Consider the following 14,573-nt stretch of genomic DNA (forward strand, 5'->3'; position numbering starts at 1 on the left):
GACCACACAATAGGCCGAAATTTTGCGCTTATGTCGCCCTTAAGCTCGACTTAGGGCCCTTTTCACGGCACGCGTTCTGAGCCACACCTGAATCTGCGCGCCGCCCAGCGACGAGCGGTCCAGGCGCAGCGTGCCGCCGGTCGACTCGGCCAGGCGGCGGGCGATGTCCAGGCCCAGCCCGGTCGAACCCGCGCCGCTCGCCCCGCGCTCGATCGCCGTCTCCGGATCCCTGATGCCGGGACCGGCGTCGGCGATCAGGATGCCGACCGTGTCCTTGCCCTCGTGCAGCGTCACGCTGAACGCCGTGCCCTCCGCGGTGTGGCGGAAGACGTTGCCCAGCAGGGCGTCCACGACCGCGCCCAGCTCGGCCGCGGGCACCGGGACGCGCACCGGCAGCGCGGCGCCGATGAGCTGCCACGGCCGCCGCTGGTCCTCCGCCAGCGCCGACCAGAACGTCAGCCGCTCACGCAGCACCTCGGCCGCGTCGCAGAACGTGGCGGTGCGCTGCGGCCGGCGGGCGGCGGCGATGATCGCGTCCACCTCGCCCTCCAGCCGGGTCAGCGCCTGCTTGCTCGCCTCCGCCTGCGGCCCGAGATGCTCCAGGCTGAGCCGCAGGCCCGCCAGCGGCGTGCGCAGCCGGTGCGACAGGTCCGCGGCCAGTTCCCGCTCGGCCGCCAGCAACTGGGTGACCCGGTTGGCCATCGAGTTGAACGCCGTGGCCGCCGCGACCAGCTCCGGCGGGCCGTCGGGGTGGATGCGCTCGGCCAGGTCGCCCTCGCCGAGCGCGGTGGCCGCGCCGCCCAGCCGCCGCGCCGCGCGTACGACGCGGGCGCCCAGCCGGTCGCCGACCAGCACCGAGCCGAGCACCAGCACCACGGCCACCCCGGTCAGCACCGCCCAGGAGGAGAACACCCCCCGGTTCAGGTCGGCGGCGGGCACGAACACCTCGATGACCGCGCTCCTGGTGCCGTCGAGGGCGACCGGGCGCAGCAGCACGTACCCGGAAGGCAGCTTGATCGTCCCGGCCCGGGTCTGCGAGGTGGCCCTCGCCACCTCGGCGGCGGGCGCGCGGCTGGTGCCGGAGGACGGCCCGCCGCCGACGTGGATGGCCAGGTGGCCGCGCCGTCCCGCCGCGGTGCGGGCCATGGCCAGGTCCAGGTCGCCGGTCCTGGTGGTCAGCGCCAGCACCGGAACCAGCGAGGAAGCCTGCCGCTCGGCCTCCGCGACCGCCCTGCTCTGCGCGGTCTCCCTGACGATCAGGGCGAGCGGCACGAGGAAGGCGAGCGCCACCATCGAGGTGACGGCCACCATGAGGACGGCCAGCGTCCGCCTCATCGCGGGGCGGAGAGCATGACGCCGACGCCGCGGACGGTGTGCAGGTAGCGGGGCTTGGAGGCGCTCTCGCCCAGCTTGCGCCGCAACCACGACAGATGCACGTCGATCGTCTGGTCGTCGCCGTAGGACTGCTGCCACACCTCGGTCAGCAGTTCCTTCCTGGGTACGACGCGGTCGGCGCGGGCGGCCAGGTAGGCGAGCAGGTCGTACTCGCGGCGGGTCAGCGAGAGCGGCACCCCGTCCAGCGCCGCCTCGCGCCGGTTGACGTCGATGACCAGCCCGCCGATCCGCAGCACCTGCGGCGGCGGCGCGGACCTGGCCCGGCGCAGCACCGCGTCCAGCCGCGCGCCCAGGTGGTCTCCGGAGAACGGCTTGACCAGGTAGTCGTCGGCGCCCGCCTCCAGCAGCCTGACGATCTCCGCCTCGTCGTCGCGCGCCGTGGCCACGATCACGGGTACGTCGGAGATGCCGCGCACCATCCGCAGCGCCTCGGAGCCGTCGAGGTCGGGCAGTCCGAGGTCCAGGATGACGGCGTCCGGCGGACGCTGGGAGATCTCCCTGAGCGCGTCGAGCGCGCACCCGGCGCTGCGGACGGCGTGGTTGCGCCGGTCGAGCTCGTGGATCATCGCCGACCGGACGAAGTCATCGTCTTCGACTACGAGTACCGTCGCCATGGCGCCTAACCGTACATAATGCAACCCATGCGGCGAACCCTTCGCTACGTTGCCACGTGGTGCGGTGCGACCGCTGTGGCGATATCGGTCTCGTGGTTCGGCGTGAGGGGCGTGTTGCGCAGCGAGTTCGTGGACGACGTGCGGGTGCAGCCCCTGGCCGCCAGGACGCTGGCCGACGGCGACGACACGCCCCGGCCCAACGAGAGCGGCACCCCCGAGCCAATCCCCACACCCACGCCGACGCCCACGCCCCGCCGTACCGTGAAGAAGACGCCCAAGCCACGCGGGGACGTCAAGGTGGTCACGGTGAAGGGCGGCGAGGTGGCCTTCACGATCGGCGCGGCCGGGTGCCGGCTGGTCTCGGCGACGCCCAACAGCGGATACACCGCCAAGGTGAGCAAGAACGACGGCTGGATCCGGGTAGACCTGGTGCAGGCCGAGCACGGTTCGGCGGTGTTCTGCATCGCGGCGGAGCGGCGTACCGACACCTGGGAGTACTGATGAGCAGGCAGTGGACCCGATCGAGCGGCACCCGCGAGGCGCTGCTGGGCACGGCCAGGAAGGTCTTCCTGGCCAAGGGGTACGGCGAGGCCACCGTGGCCGACATCGTCGAGGCGTCGGGGATCAGCGTGGGCAGCCTCTACCACCACTTCGGCGGCAAACCGGGCCTGTTCCTGGCGCTGTGGGAGCAGTTCATGCGCGACCAGGAGGAACGCACCGCCAAGGCGGCCAAGGCCGTCGACGGCACCACCGAACGTTTCCTGGCCGGAGCGCGAGCCTACCTGGAGGGCTCGTGGGAGCAGCGCGACGTGGCCAGGCTGTTCCTGGAGAGCGACGGGCCGGCGGAGTTCACGACGCTGCGCAGGCAGCGCGGCTGGGACTGGATCGGCGGCAACAAGAAGCTGCTCGGCCTGGCCGACAACCGGCAGACCCACATGCTGGTCGTGCTGCTGACGACCGTGATGGGCGAGTCGGGACGGGAAGTGGCGGCCTGCGAGTCGGAGGACGAGGCGCGGGTGACCATCGACGCGGTGATCGCGGTGGTCCGGCGGATGCTGTCTACGGCGGCTGATGTAGCACCGGCGCCATCCCGGGGATGATTCGCCCCCGCCGCCCGAGTGGCAGCGTTGACCTCATGGGGAAGGCGCTGGGTGTGTTGGCCGTGGTACTCGCGGCCATTCTGTACGGCTTCGCGATCCTGCACAGCGGGATCTGGTTCGAGCCGAGGATCGTGCCCGCCGTGGTGGTGGAGACCGTCTGCGGCACGGGCCTGCTGGCCGGCGGCTACGGCGCGCTGAGACACCGGCGATGGGACTGGATGGTCTACGGCTACTCCGCCGCGCTGGGCGGGGTGCTGCTGGGCGTGCTGGCCCTGGCGCTCGGTCCCGGCGACGGCACCCCGCTGACCATGTGGTACCACCGGGTCATGGCGCTCGTGCTGGCGCTCGGGCTGGGCGGCTCGCTCTACGTCTCCAGGGTGCGCAGGTAGCCGGCGGCCTCCGGGATGTGCTCCTCGGAGAACACCTTGATGCCGTGCAGCTCGAACAGGGCGGCGGTGACGCCGTGGCCCGGGGTGCGCCGGCCGCGGAAGGTGCCGTCGTAGATGGACAACGATCCGCAGGACGGGCTGCCCTCCTTGAGGACGGCCAGCCGTACCCCGAAGGACTGGGCGAAGGCGAGCGCGGCCTGCGCGCCCGCGAGAAACTCCGCGGTCACGTCGCCGCCGTCGGCGGTCAGCACCCGCGCGGCGCCCGACAGCACCGCCTCGCCGCCGACCCCGCCCTCGATCTCGGCGGCGGGACGCGGCGTCGGCAGCCCGCCCTCGACCTCGGGGCAGAAGACGACCAGCCGGCCCTCCTCGCGCCAGGCGGCCAGATGCGCGTCGGCGCTGGTCTTGGCACCGCCGTCGTAGCGCACCTTCCTGCCCATGAGGCATGCGCTGACCAGGATCCTCTCCACCTGGCCGATCCTATGCGGCCTGTCGCCGGGGGCGGCGGGGGGCGGCGGTAGCCTTTTGCCCGATGAACACCATCGTCGCGACCGTCGTCATCGCCCTCGCGGTCCTGCTCATGCTGGCGAGCCTGATCACCGCGATCCGCAACCGGGCCATGGGCATGGTCCTGCTGGTCGGCTTCTGCCTGCTCGAAGTGGCCGTGCTGGTGCAGGCCGGGTTCGTGATCGCCGCGGTCGCCGGCGGCGAGGGGGCGCACGTCTCCAAGGGCACCCTCTACGGCTACCTCGGCGGGACCGCGCTGATCCCGCCCGCCGGGGTGTTCCTGGCGCTGGCCGAGCGCAGCCGGTGGGGCTCGGGCATCCTGGTCGTGGCCGGGTTCGCGATCGCGGTGATGACCGCGCGGCTGCAGCAGATCTGGCAGGGGCTGTGAGCACGTCGCTCGGCACCGGTCCGGGACGGGTGCTGATCGCCGTATACGGGCTGTTCGCGCTGGCCGCGGGCGCACGCGCGGCCGTCCAGATCATCGGGCGCTTCTCCGAGGCGCCGCTGGCGTACTCGCTGTCGGCCTTCGCCGCCGCCGTCTACGTCCTGCTCACCGTGGCGCTGTGGCGGGGCGCGCGGCGGCTGGCGCTGGTGTCGCTGCTGATCGAGCTCGTCGGCGTCCTGGTCGTGGGTACGGCCAGCCTGCTCGACCCGGCGGCGTTCCCCCACGACACCGTGTGGTCGGCCTACGGCAGGGGATACCTGTTCATCCCGCTCGTGCTTCCCCTGGTCGGGCTCTTCTGGCTGCGCCGTCGCCCGGTGTGATCTGCGTAACGGTCAGGAATAAAGAGGTGTTTAGGGCCTGTTAGGCTGCGTGTTGATTCGTCCCATGATTGGAGGACTCTTCCCGCATGAGCGTGGCAGCCCAAGAGACCAGAGGCAGAACCGCACCCCTCGCCTGGCTGCTCGTGCTGGGAATCGTCCTCGCGGCGCTGAACCTGCGCACCGCCGTCACCAGCGTGGGACCGCTGCTCGACCAGCTCGCCGACAGCCTCGGCATGTCGAGCGTGGGCACCGGGCTCCTCACGACCCTGCCCGTGCTCGCCTTCGCGACCGTCGGCGCCGTGACCCCGGCCATGGCCAGGAGGATGGGCGAGCACCGCCTCCTGCTGGCCGCCCTCGTCACCCTCGGACTCGGCCTCCTGGTGCGCAGCCTCGTCGACTCCGCGCCCGTCTTCCTGCTGACCAGCGCCGTGGCGCTGTCCGGCGGCGCGGTCGGCAACGTGCTGATCCCCACGCTGATCAAGCGCCACTTCCCGGCCAAGACCGGCATCATGACCACCGTCTACACGACGTCGCTGGCCGCCGGCACCATGCTGGCCGCCGCGGCCACGGTCCCGATCGAGCGGGCCGCGGGCGGCGACTGGCACGTGGCGCTGGGCGTCTGGGCGGCGCTGGCCGCCATCGCGGTCGTGCCGTGGCTGGCGTTGCTGCGCAGCGAACCGGAAAGGACCGCGGGCAGCGCGGACGCCGGGCCGAAGCGACTGCTCAGGAGCAGGCTGGCGTGGATGGTCGCCATCTACTTCGGCACCCAGTCGATGATCGCGTACATCATGTTCGGCTGGCTCGCCACGATCCTCACCGACAGCGGCTACACCACCTCCCAGGCCGGAATGATCCTCGGCGTCTTCACCGCCCTGAACATCCCGGTCTCCATGTTCGTGCCCGTCGTCGCCTCCCGCTTCCGCGACCAGCGGCCCGTCGTGGTCGGCCTGGTCGTCGCCTACGTCATCGGCTTCGCCGGCCTCTGGTTCGCGCCGCCCTCGACCGCGCTGGTCTGGGTGGTGTTCGTGGCCATCGGCATGGGTTCCTTCCCGCTGGCCCTGATGATGCTGGCCCTGCGCACCCGCACGCCGGAGGCCACCGCCGCGCTGTCGGCGTTCGGGCAGAGCGCCGGCTACCTCATCGCCGGGGCCGGTCCGCTGGTCGTCGGTGTGCTGCACCAGGTGACGGGTGGGTGGGCGCTGCCGTACACGCTGATCTTCGGGGTGCTGGTCGTGCAGCTTCTCACCGGCCTGTACGCGGGCCGCAACCGCTACCTCGAGGACGAGCGCCTCCCTGAGACAATCAGAGTGTGAACTCCACTGTCGTCACCTTCCCCAACGGCCAGGTCAGCGGCCACTCGGAGATCGTCGGGACCGTGCCGGCGGGGGACCGGCACGGCCTCGTCACCGCCGAGACGCCGTTCCACCCGCTCGACCACACCTGGCCCGACCAGCCCGCCGACCGCGGCCTGATCGGCGGCCTGCCGGTCGTCGACTGCGTGACCGCCGCCCGCGCCCCCTCCGGCGAGGTCTTCCTCGCCGCCGACATTCCGGTACGGCGGGGCGAGGACGGATGGCAGTGGCTCGTCGTCCACGTCACCGACACGCCGCTGCCCGTCGGTGAGCAGGTCGAACTGTCCGTGGACGCCGGATACCGGGCGGCGCTCTCCGCCGGTCACACCGCCTGCCACCTGGCCGCACTGGCGCTCAACGCGGCACTGGCCGGCATGTGGCGCAAGGAGACGCGGCCGGACGCGCTGGGCAGCCCCGACTTCGACCAGAGCGCGATCACGTCCTCCTCGATCGGCCCGTTCCGCAGCCAGGACGTCTACCGGCTGGGCAAGTCGCTGCGGAAGAAGGGGTTCACGGCCGACTCGCTGGATCCGGTCGCCGTCGCCGCCGTCGTGAACGAGCGGCTCAAGGAGTGGGTGGCGGCTGACGTGCCGGTCTGGATCGATGTGCCGGGGCCTGGGCTGACGGCTCGGCGTACCTGGCACTGCGCTCTTCCCGAGGGTGAGGCGTCGATTCCGTGCGGGGGCACGCATGTGCGGCGTACGTCGGAGCTGGGGAGCGTCACGGTGGCGCTGGAGCTGGGGGAGCAGTCGCTCACGATGGACACGGTTGTCAGCACAGGCTGACAAATCGCCCTTTGTCAGCTTATGCTGACAGATATGGACGTCACCGAGCTGGCGCAGGCCGCCGCCGACCGCGACCCAGGAACCGGCCTGCAGGCCGTCGCCGCGCTGCGGACCCTGCTGGAAGAGCTCGAAGCCGTGCACGTCACCAATGCCAGGGCGCAGGGCTGGTCATGGGAGCAGGTCGCCGACGCGCTGGGCGTGCGCCGGCAGACCGCCCATCGCAAGCACGCGCGCAGGATCGGGAGGTAGGTCCGATGTTCGAGAGGTTCACCGAATCCGCCCGCCACGCCTTCGTCACCGCCGGGGTACTCGCCCTCGAAGCCGGGCACCGGCGGCTGGACACCGACATGTTGCTGCTGGCGCTGGCCGAGACCCGGCCGTTCTCCCTGGCCACGTTCACCGCCACGGCCGACGCGCTGCGCGGACGGCTGGACCTGCGGGACACGCGGGCGTTGCTGGCCGGTCTGGGGATCTCGCTCGACGAGGTGCGGCAGCGGACCTGGTCGCCGGGGGAGTGGCGGCTGACCCGTCACCGGCTGCGGCCGTTGCGCGTCGTCCTGTATGGGCCGCGCGGTGAGATCGTGCTGGCTGGGGCGGCTCGGAAGGTGGTTGAGGTGGCTTTGTGGCGGCCTGGGGCGGTTACCGGGGAGAGGTTGTTGTGGGGGTTGCTGGCGGATGGGGGGAACGGGGCGGCTCGGCATCTACAGCGGGTGGGGGTGAACGTACGGGCGTTGGTGGCCGAGGTAGGCATGCCCACCCACCCCTGACCCCGCCCACCCCTAACCCGCCCCACCTTTGACCCGACCCGCCCCTGGCCCGACCCGCCCCTGACCCGCCTACCCGTCACGGGCCCTGCTTCGGGGCCTTCACCCATCCCTTGCCCGGCGACCCCTCGGCCCTTTCTGCCCGGGCCAGCCCCCTCAGCCGGCCTCCGCACCAACCCCCGAGACTGAGCCGACCCCATTCCCGACCCCACTACCCCGGGCTCACCCCCTGGAGGTCTGGCCGTGGCTCTGCTCTGGCCAGTTCTTCGCGGCCGCGTACAGGAGGATCATGACGCGCGGGACCGTCAGACGAGGCGCTGAAGCTTGTCCGGGTTGGCCATGAGATAGATCGTCGCAATCCGTCCATCCACCACCAGCAGCGACAACACCGTGATCACCCGGCCCCCCACGCTGACCACCACGGCCGGAGCCGCATTGACCTCCTGGACCCGGAACTCCAGCTCCACGTCCCCAGGCATCCCGATGGAGGCCATGAACTTGGCGACCCCCTCGGCGGTGGTGACCGACAGGAGGAACCGGGTGACGTTGTCCACCCCGAGCAGCGCCCGCAGCGGCGCCCGGGCCTTCCCGCCGCTGTCGGTCACCATGGTCACGTCCTGCGACAACATGGCGATCAGATCGTCGAGATCACCGTTCGAGGAGGCGTTGATGAACCGCTCGGTCATCTCCCGCCGCTCGTCCCGATCGGTGACGAACCGTGGCCGCTTGTCCTGAACATGCTCCCGAGCCCGCCGAGCCAGTTGCCGCGTAGCGGGCTCAGCCCGTCCGATGATCTCCGCGATCTCCGCGAAAGGCAGATCGAACGCCTCCCGCAACACGAACACCGCCCGCTCAAGCGGAGACAACGTCTCCAGGACGACCAGCATGGCCAGCTCAACGGACTCCGCCAGCTCAACATGCTCAGCCACATCAGGAGCGGTACTGATCGGCTCAGGCAACCAGGGCCCCACATAGGACTCCCGCCGAGACTTGGCCCACCGCAACCGATCGATGGCCAGCCGAGAGGTGACCCTGATCAGATAGGCCTTGTCATCCTCAACAACCCCCTGATCCACCCCAGACCAGCGCAACCACGCCTCTTGCACAACATCCTCGGCATCGGCAACCGACCCAAGAATCCGGTACGCGACCCCGACCAGCAGCTGGCGGTGCTCCTCGAACATAGAAGGTAGACGTATCACACGAGGTTTGGCGTGACATGAGCCCCTCCAAGTTCCGATACACTTGGGGCCGTACCGCAAGGGGCTATGGCGCAGTTGGTAGCGCGCTTCCATGGCATGGAAGAGGTCTGGGGTTCGAATCCCCATAGCTCCACAAACAAGATCTTCCACATCGGCGCGCTTCGCGCGTTCGGACTCCAGGCATTTCTCCAGTCGAGCTGAAGCTCGACCCCTGAAGGTCCTCCCTCAGGTCGGGCGCTTTCTGGCTAAGGGCATGGTGCTTCGCGCGTTCTTCCAGTCGGGGCGCGGCCCCGACTCCTGGTCGTCCTCGCTGCGCTCGGGCGTCTTTGCTCGGGCGCGCCTGCGGCGCGCGGCTCGCGCGTACCGGAAGGGCGTTGGTTGGCCGGACGAGATCATGTGTTTGGGCGGCCACGAGCAGCAATACCGAACGGCTGGTAGCTGCTTCAGACGCCTTTCCCACGACCAATAGGCGGGCTTGGCTGCCTGAGCTGCCCAGAGCATGCGTGCACGCTCCGCGATCGAGTGGATCATCGATCTCCTCAAGCGGATCGTGACGGTCACCTTGGAGACGATGAAAGGCAACAGAGTCATGGCCCTCCTGATCCTCGAGCCACTCGACGAGGTGGACACGCTCGCACCGGAAGGTCACGACAGGCGTCTGCGTCAGCTCGGGTGGAGTCCACTGCGGGGAGTAGACGAACTCCAGCTCCAACGTCAATGGCCCGCCGGGCTCACAGGTAAGGCGCCGGAAATCGGTGTCGTGGAGATAGACAGGGGTACCCGCCGCGGTCCAGAACTCGTACAGCCCACCTTTGGATGAGATGCCACGATCTTTGTCCTCGGACACGTTGGCGAACTCGGTCACTGACATAAGGACATGGTCCTACGGCGATCAGGTCCGCAAACAAGGTCCTCGACACACGATCCATGCCCGGTCGAACCGGGTTCGCGACGCGCCGAGACAGCGGGCACGCTCTCGCGAGCGAATGATGCCGGCCCGCGGATGGTGAGTCACGATTCGGCGTCGCGAGTGTGCGGGGAGTACGGCCGGGGCATCGACGCGCACATGAGCCTGGAGGACCTGCTGTATCGCAGCGCCGTGCCGATCCGCAGCGGCGGAAACGCCGGGACCGGGGTCTTCGTGGCGCCCAACACCATTCTGACCTGCGCGCACGTCGTCCCCCGAGACGACGTCACCATCATCTGGGCCGGGCGCGAGGTCGGCGTCACGGTGCGGGATCGGCTGCCGGACGTGCCGGATCGGCGGGTCGATCCGTATCCGGGGCCGGATCTGGCCTTTCTGGAGACGCCGGACCTGCCGGGCCACCCGTACGTGGAGCTGGATCGGAACGTGCCGCGCTCGGGCTACGACGGGGACGGGCTGTGGGCGGTCGGGTTCACCCAGGCGTTCCAGGAGGGCGCCTGGACGCGGGAGGAGCTCCGGATCACCACCACGGGCGCGGCCGACGGTCTTCTGCTGCGGGTCACCGGTGCTCGCGTGCTGCGGGGCATGAGCGGAGCGCCGGTGCTGAACGTGCGCACGGGCCGGGTGTGCGGGCTGATGAAGCGGACCGCGGACGACCGCGTTCCGAACGGCGGGTGGTTCGTGCCGCTGGCGCCGCTGGTGGCGGACGTTCCTTCCCTATACGCCGCCGCGGGACCCAGCGAGGGATGGCGGGAGGAACGCCGCAAGGCGATCGGGCCGGCGCTGGAGCAGCTTCTCGTCGTGGAGCAGCCGGAGCGTCCGACCAGCGAGGACGCTGGGCCGTCGTGGCCACTCCGGGCCGAGTACAAGGTGGTGCCCTTCCACGGGCGCGACGGATTTCTGGAGGAGCACGTCGCCTGGTGCGAGCGCGCGGGCCCGCTGACGTTACGCCTGCTCACCGGCCAGGGCGGTACGGGGAAGACCCGGCTGGCGCTGGAACTGGTGAGCAGGATGATCGAACGCGGCTGGATCGCCGGACTGCTCGATTCCAAGGTCGCCTGCGGCGGCGCGGCGGATCGGGCGGCGGAGCTGGCCGAGCAGCTCGGCCGGGTGGGCGAGGACGCGCTGGTGGTGATCGACTACGCGGAGGGGCGGCCGGAGCTGGCCGATCTGCTGGACCGGCTGGCGGAGATTCCGCTCGCCGCGGAGCAGCGGTTACGGGTGTTGCTGCTGGCCCGCCACCACGGCGAGTGGTGGACGACGATCCTGCCGTCGCGGCTGGGGCAGCGGCGGATGCGGCAGTTCGTGGAGCGGCGCGAGACCGTCCACGAGCTGCCCGGCCTCAGCGACTCGATCTCCGACCAGCACAAGGAGTTCGCCCTGGCATGTAGGGCGTTCGCGCAGGTGCACCAGTTGCCGGGCACGCCCTCCACCACGCTGGTCCCGGCCGACGACCGGCCTCCGGTGCTCCAGGTGCACGCGGCGGCGCTGCTGGCCGTGTTGCGGGCCGAGGAGGAGCCGGTGGAGGCGGACCACGTCGACATCCGGGACGTGCTCGACGGAATCCTGGCGCGGGAGAATCGGTTCTGGACGCGCAGCGTCGCGGCGCGCGGGCTGACGGGGATGGGGCAGACCACCCACAAGCAGGCCGTCGCGCTGACGGCGCTGGTGGGCGCGGACGACGCCCGCTCCGCCGCGGCGCTGCTCAGGAAGGTGTTCGAGCTGTCCAAGGCGCACAGCATCGAGGTGGCGGCCTGGCTGAGCGAGCTGTATCCCGTGCGCTCGACGGACGAGACGCGGTACTGGGCGCCGCTGCGCCCGGACATCCTCGGCGAGTACCTGATCGTCCAGGTGTTCTCCGGGCATCCGGACCTGGCCGACACGGCGCTGGACGGGCTGCCGGACGACAAGCTGGCCAACGCCCTGATCGTCCTCACCCGGGCGTGCGCGCACAGCTCGAAGAAGGCCAGGCCGTTGCTGGCGCGGCTGCTGCGGGCGGACCGGCTCGCGCTGGCGGTCAGGACGGCGCCCAAGGCGGGGGAGCCGCTCGGCTCGGTCATCAAGGACGTGGTCGCCGGGAGCGACCTGGACGACGAGGTGATGCAGGACATCGTGGACGCCCTGCCGAACGGCAGCGTCGAGCTCAACCCGCTGATGGCGTACGTCCTCCGGCTGATCACGCAGGAGACGGCTTCGCTGCAGTTGGAGGACTGGCAGCTCGCCGGGCTGCACGAGGGGAGCGGCAACCAGCTCATGCTGATGGGCGAGCTGACCGAGGCGCTGGAGCACCTGACCGAGGCCCTGCGGCTGTACGAGGGGTTGTACCGGGCCGAGCCCGAGACGTACCGCGCGGATCTGGTGGACGTGCTGTCGTCGCTGACGCTGGGGCTGGCCAACGCGGGCCGCGCCGAGGAGTCGCTTCGGGTGGCCGAGCGCATCAGGGAACTGGTGCGGGGCCTGGAGGATCTGCCGGTGACCAGCGCGACCGCCCTTGTCTCCGTGGGCGAGGTCCTGCAGAGCCTGGGACGGATCCAGGAAGCCAAGCAGGTCCTGGACGAGGGTATCGAGCTCATGGACGGTTTCGCCGACCTGGACCCGCACCTCATGGCGCTGCGCGCCACGGCGCAGGCCACCCGGGCGACGATCCTGATCGCGCAAGGTCTGATCACCGAGGCGCACATCAGCGTCGGCGAGGCGCACCGGGCCGTGGCGCCGCTGGTCGAGGCCGAGCCCGACCACTTCGCGATCGAGTTCGCGCACGTCGCGACCATACGGTCGATGCTGGCGCTGATGTTCCAGGAGGTCACCGCCGCGGACCTGGTCGACGACACGGTGGCGCGGCTGCGCAGCCTGATCGACCACGGCTTCGGGCTGCTCAGCCCGCACTTCGTCCTTCTGCTGATCTGCCAGGCTGGCGCCGCGTTCGAGAAGGGCGACCTGGCGCGGGCGCGCAGGCTGTCGATCGAGGCCGTGACCGTGACCCGCAGGCAGACCGAGTCCGGCCATCATCGGATGGGGCAACTGCTGGTGCACGCCCTCGCCACGCAGGCGGAGATGGGCGCGCGGCTGCCGGGCTTCCTCGACACGCTCATTCCGCAGGCGCGCGAGCGGCTGTCCGGCGGCCCGGTGCCGGAGGCGGAGCTGATCGGGCAGATCGCCCTGGAGGCGCAGCGGCTGACGGAGGAGGCGGACGGCTCGCTGGTGAACCGGGTGTTCATGCTGCAGCGCTCGGCCAAGGCGGCCTTCGCCGCCGGCGATCGCATCGCGGCGATCTCGCTCGGCCGCCAGGCGCAGCAGATGTTCCAGGACGCCTACGAGGCGGGCATGGCCGAGAACATGCTGCCCGGCCCCGATCTGCACTACGAGCTGAGCGAGTTTCTGGCCGCCGACGAGCAGCACGAGGCGGCACGCGACCTCGCCGAGCGGGCGGTGCGGCTGCAGGAGGATCTGGTCAGGGCCGACCGGGCGACCCAGCACGCGCTGGATCTGGTGCGGATGTGGCGCGACCTGGCGCGTAAGGAACTGCGGCTGGGCCGTATCGCGGAGACGCTGGCGGCCGCGACCCGGGCCGCCGAGGTGGCCGAGCGCCGGGCGGACGACCTGCCGGAGCAGTTCGGCCCGCTGCTGGCGCGCGCCAGGTACGAGTGCGCGGACGCCCTGCACCGGCTCGGCCGGGACGAGGAGGCGGCGGGCATGCTCGATTCGGTGTACGCCCGGCACCTGCGCCGGCCTGAGCTGCTGCGTGAACACGATCCCGACCTGATCGCCGATCTGCTCACGGCGCACGCCCGGCTGCTGTCGGGGATGCACCGCACGCGCGAGGCGGTACGGACGCTGGCGGACCGGATCGCGCGGGAGCCGGAGGGCGACCGGCCGGAGCTGATGATCCTGCCGCTCTTCCGGCTCTGCGACGCGCTGCTCGAACTCGGCGAGGCGGACGAGGCTGCCGCGGCGGCGGCGCGGGCGGTGGCTCTGGCGCGTACGGCAGGCCGCCCGGGGCAGGTGGCACGCGCGCTGCGCACGCAGGCCGTCTGCCTGTTCCACCAGGGCGGCCGTCACGCCGAGGCGACCGCGCTGATGATGGCGGCGCTGGCCGCCTACCGGGAGCTGAGCCGGTCGGAGCCGGTGCACGCGCGGGCCGAGGTGCTGGCCGCGCTCGGCGTGCTGACCGTGGCGGAGATGTCGGCGCGGCGCTGGCCGCAGGCACTGGGGTACTGCGACGAACTCGTGGCCGCGACGAACGGCGGGACGGAACGGGGCACGACGTCCTGGCTGGTGCGGCGGGCGGAGATCCACGCCGCGCTGGGCGCGCCCGACCGTGCGCGGGCCGACGCGGAAGCGGCCATCGCCTGTTATCGGACCACTCTGCCTCCGGACGATGCCGGCCTGCAGCAGGCACTGGTGACGTACGCGCGGCACCTGCTGGCCGGGGAGCGTCCGAGGGAGGCGCTGGACGCGGTCAACGAGAGCGAGTCCCTAGCTCATCGACTGGTACGGGCCGATCCGGCCGGATATGGCGAGCGCCTGATCGAGGCGATGGAACTACGCATCACGGTCATACGTACGCTCGGAATGCCAGCCGAAACGGAAATTAACACCGTCCACATTATGGCCGCGCATCTGAAGATCGATATTAGTGACCGCCCCTTTTTCGCTGGGCCGAAAACCCAATCTGGCTCTTGAAAACCAGCCGTGCTACTTTCTCCGCATCGACGGTGCCTGGGGGGGCTTCCACCGATCTGCGCCTATGGTAAGTGGAGGTGCGAAGGGCCTTG

At 70.8% G+C, this 14,573-nt stretch carries 15 protein-coding genes and 1 tRNA gene; 12 read left to right on the forward strand and 4 right to left on the reverse strand.

The annotated features are described in order from the left end of the window. Positions 1 to 39: 39 nt before the first annotated feature. Positions 40 to 1,335 (reverse strand): ATP-binding protein, encoded by a 1,296-nt coding sequence (locus ACIBEJ_RS08935; RefSeq protein ID WP_397182079.1) that lies wholly within the window; start codon positions 1,333 to 1,335, stop codon positions 40 to 42. Further along, positions 1,332 to 2,009 carry a response regulator transcription factor gene (locus ACIBEJ_RS08940; protein ID WP_397182080.1) on the reverse strand — a complete coding sequence of 226 codons (678 nt, stop codon included), beginning with the start codon at positions 2,007 to 2,009 and terminating at the stop codon, positions 1,332 to 1,334. Before ACIBEJ_RS08940 ends, ACIBEJ_RS08935 begins: the two co-directional genes overlap by 4 nt. 102 nt (positions 2,010 to 2,111) lie before the next feature. Here ACIBEJ_RS08940 and ACIBEJ_RS08945 point away from each other — a divergent pair, with 102 nt between their 5' ends. The 3 genes from ACIBEJ_RS08945 to ACIBEJ_RS08955 are packed head-to-tail and all read left to right on the forward strand — an operon-like array spanning position 2,112 to position 3,498. Continuing rightward, on the forward strand, positions 2,112 to 2,510 hold the full coding sequence (locus ACIBEJ_RS08945) for a hypothetical protein (RefSeq protein ID WP_397182081.1): 399 nt from the start codon (positions 2,112 to 2,114) through the stop codon (positions 2,508 to 2,510). Beyond that, on the forward strand, positions 2,510 to 3,109 hold the full coding sequence (locus ACIBEJ_RS08950) for a TetR/AcrR family transcriptional regulator (protein ID WP_397182082.1): 600 nt from the start codon (positions 2,510 to 2,512) through the stop codon (positions 3,107 to 3,109). Before ACIBEJ_RS08945 ends, ACIBEJ_RS08950 begins: the two co-directional genes overlap by 1 nt. A 35-nt stretch (positions 3,110 to 3,144) precedes the next feature. Further along, positions 3,145 to 3,498 (forward strand): hypothetical protein, encoded by a 354-nt coding sequence (locus ACIBEJ_RS08955; RefSeq protein ID WP_397182083.1) that lies wholly within the window; start codon positions 3,145 to 3,147, stop codon positions 3,496 to 3,498. Here ACIBEJ_RS08955 and ACIBEJ_RS08960 read toward each other — a convergent pair. Continuing rightward, on the reverse strand, positions 3,474 to 3,968 hold the full coding sequence (locus ACIBEJ_RS08960; protein WP_397182084.1) for a DUF523 domain-containing protein: 495 nt from the start codon (positions 3,966 to 3,968) through the stop codon (positions 3,474 to 3,476). The genes ACIBEJ_RS08955 and ACIBEJ_RS08960 overlap by 25 nt on opposite strands. 62 nt (positions 3,969 to 4,030) lie before the next feature. Here ACIBEJ_RS08960 and ACIBEJ_RS08965 point away from each other — a divergent pair, with 62 nt between their 5' ends. The 6 genes from ACIBEJ_RS08965 (at position 4,031) to ACIBEJ_RS08990 (ending at position 7,674) form a co-directional block, all read left to right on the forward strand. Beyond that, a complete protein-coding gene (locus ACIBEJ_RS08965; RefSeq protein ID WP_397182085.1) occupies positions 4,031 to 4,393 on the forward strand; it encodes a hypothetical protein in 363 nt (120 codons plus the stop codon). After that, complete coding sequence (locus ACIBEJ_RS08970) at positions 4,390 to 4,770, forward strand: hypothetical protein (RefSeq protein ID WP_397182086.1); 381 nt, start codon at positions 4,390 to 4,392, stop codon at positions 4,768 to 4,770. The genes ACIBEJ_RS08965 and ACIBEJ_RS08970 overlap by 4 nt, the downstream gene beginning before the upstream one ends. 86 nt (positions 4,771 to 4,856) lie before the next feature. Then, positions 4,857 to 6,083, forward strand: coding sequence for a CynX/NimT family MFS transporter (locus tag ACIBEJ_RS08975; protein ID WP_397182087.1), 1,227 nt, complete (start codon positions 4,857 to 4,859; stop codon positions 6,081 to 6,083). Then, positions 6,080 to 6,907, forward strand: a complete 828-nt coding sequence (locus ACIBEJ_RS08980) for a metal-dependent hydrolase (protein ID WP_397182088.1) — start codon at positions 6,080 to 6,082, stop codon at positions 6,905 to 6,907. The genes ACIBEJ_RS08975 and ACIBEJ_RS08980 overlap by 4 nt, the downstream gene beginning before the upstream one ends. Positions 6,908 to 6,940: 33 nt before the next feature. Beyond that, positions 6,941 to 7,156 carry a helix-turn-helix domain-containing protein gene (locus ACIBEJ_RS08985; protein ID WP_397182089.1) on the forward strand — a complete coding sequence of 72 codons (216 nt, stop codon included), beginning with the start codon at positions 6,941 to 6,943 and terminating at the stop codon, positions 7,154 to 7,156. 5 nt (positions 7,157 to 7,161) lie between these two features. After that, entirely contained in the window at positions 7,162 to 7,674 is a 513-nt protein-coding gene (locus tag ACIBEJ_RS08990) for a Clp protease N-terminal domain-containing protein (protein WP_397182090.1), read from the forward strand. Between the two features lie 302 nt (positions 7,675 to 7,976). Here the strand turns inward: ACIBEJ_RS08990 and sigJ are convergent, their stop codons facing one another. Next, complete coding sequence (gene sigJ / locus ACIBEJ_RS08995; RefSeq protein ID WP_397182091.1) at positions 7,977 to 8,855, reverse strand: RNA polymerase sigma factor SigJ; 879 nt, start codon at positions 8,853 to 8,855, stop codon at positions 7,977 to 7,979. Between the two features lie 78 nt (positions 8,856 to 8,933). On the opposite strand from sigJ, the gene ACIBEJ_RS09000 reads away from it, so the two are divergent. The 3 genes from ACIBEJ_RS09000 (at position 8,934) to ACIBEJ_RS09010 (ending at position 14,481) form a co-directional block, all read left to right on the forward strand. Continuing rightward, a tRNA-Ala gene (locus ACIBEJ_RS09000) sits at positions 8,934 to 9,006 on the forward strand. Positions 9,007 to 9,372: 366 nt separating this feature from the next. Further along, positions 9,373 to 9,693, forward strand: coding sequence for a hypothetical protein (locus ACIBEJ_RS09005; RefSeq protein WP_397182092.1), 321 nt, complete (start codon positions 9,373 to 9,375; stop codon positions 9,691 to 9,693). A 246-nt stretch (positions 9,694 to 9,939) separates the two neighbouring features. Continuing rightward, positions 9,940 to 14,481 (forward strand): trypsin-like peptidase domain-containing protein, encoded by a 4,542-nt coding sequence (locus tag ACIBEJ_RS09010; protein ID WP_397182093.1) that lies wholly within the window; start codon positions 9,940 to 9,942, stop codon positions 14,479 to 14,481. The last annotated feature ends 92 nt before the right edge of the window (positions 14,482 to 14,573 follow it).

Origin of the sequence: Nonomuraea sp. NPDC050790, from assembly GCF_044456745.1 — a bacterium.
Taxonomy (GTDB): Bacteria; Actinomycetota; Actinomycetes; order Streptosporangiales; family Streptosporangiaceae; genus Nonomuraea.

Bases quoted from the DNA above. Each gene is read 5' to 3' on its own strand.
- ACIBEJ_RS08985 (WP_397182089.1), top strand. From the start codon at position 6,941: ATGGACGTCACCGAGCTGGCGCAGGCCGCCGCCGACCGCGACCCAGGA.
- ACIBEJ_RS08975 (WP_397182087.1), top strand. From the start codon at position 4,857: ATGAGCGTGGCAGCCCAAGAGACCAGAGGCAGAACCGCACCCCTCGCC.
- ACIBEJ_RS08935 (WP_397182079.1), bottom strand. From the start codon at position 1,335: ATGAGGCGGACGCTGGCCGTCCTCATGGTGGCCGTCACCTCGATGGTG.
- ACIBEJ_RS08950 (WP_397182082.1), top strand. From the start codon at position 2,510: ATGAGCAGGCAGTGGACCCGATCGAGCGGCACCCGCGAGGCGCTGCTG.
- sigJ (WP_397182091.1), bottom strand. From the start codon at position 8,855: ATGTTCGAGGAGCACCGCCAGCTGCTGGTCGGGGTCGCGTACCGGATT.
- ACIBEJ_RS08940 (WP_397182080.1), bottom strand. From the start codon at position 2,009: ATGGCGACGGTACTCGTAGTCGAAGACGATGACTTCGTCCGGTCGGCG.
- ACIBEJ_RS09005 (WP_397182092.1), top strand. From the start codon at position 9,373: ATGCGTGCACGCTCCGCGATCGAGTGGATCATCGATCTCCTCAAGCGG.
- ACIBEJ_RS08990 (WP_397182090.1), top strand. From the start codon at position 7,162: ATGTTCGAGAGGTTCACCGAATCCGCCCGCCACGCCTTCGTCACCGCC.
- ACIBEJ_RS09010 (WP_397182093.1), top strand. From the start codon at position 9,940: ATGAGCCTGGAGGACCTGCTGTATCGCAGCGCCGTGCCGATCCGCAGC.
- ACIBEJ_RS08955 (WP_397182083.1), top strand. From the start codon at position 3,145: ATGGGGAAGGCGCTGGGTGTGTTGGCCGTGGTACTCGCGGCCATTCTG.
- ACIBEJ_RS08965 (WP_397182085.1), top strand. From the start codon at position 4,031: ATGAACACCATCGTCGCGACCGTCGTCATCGCCCTCGCGGTCCTGCTC.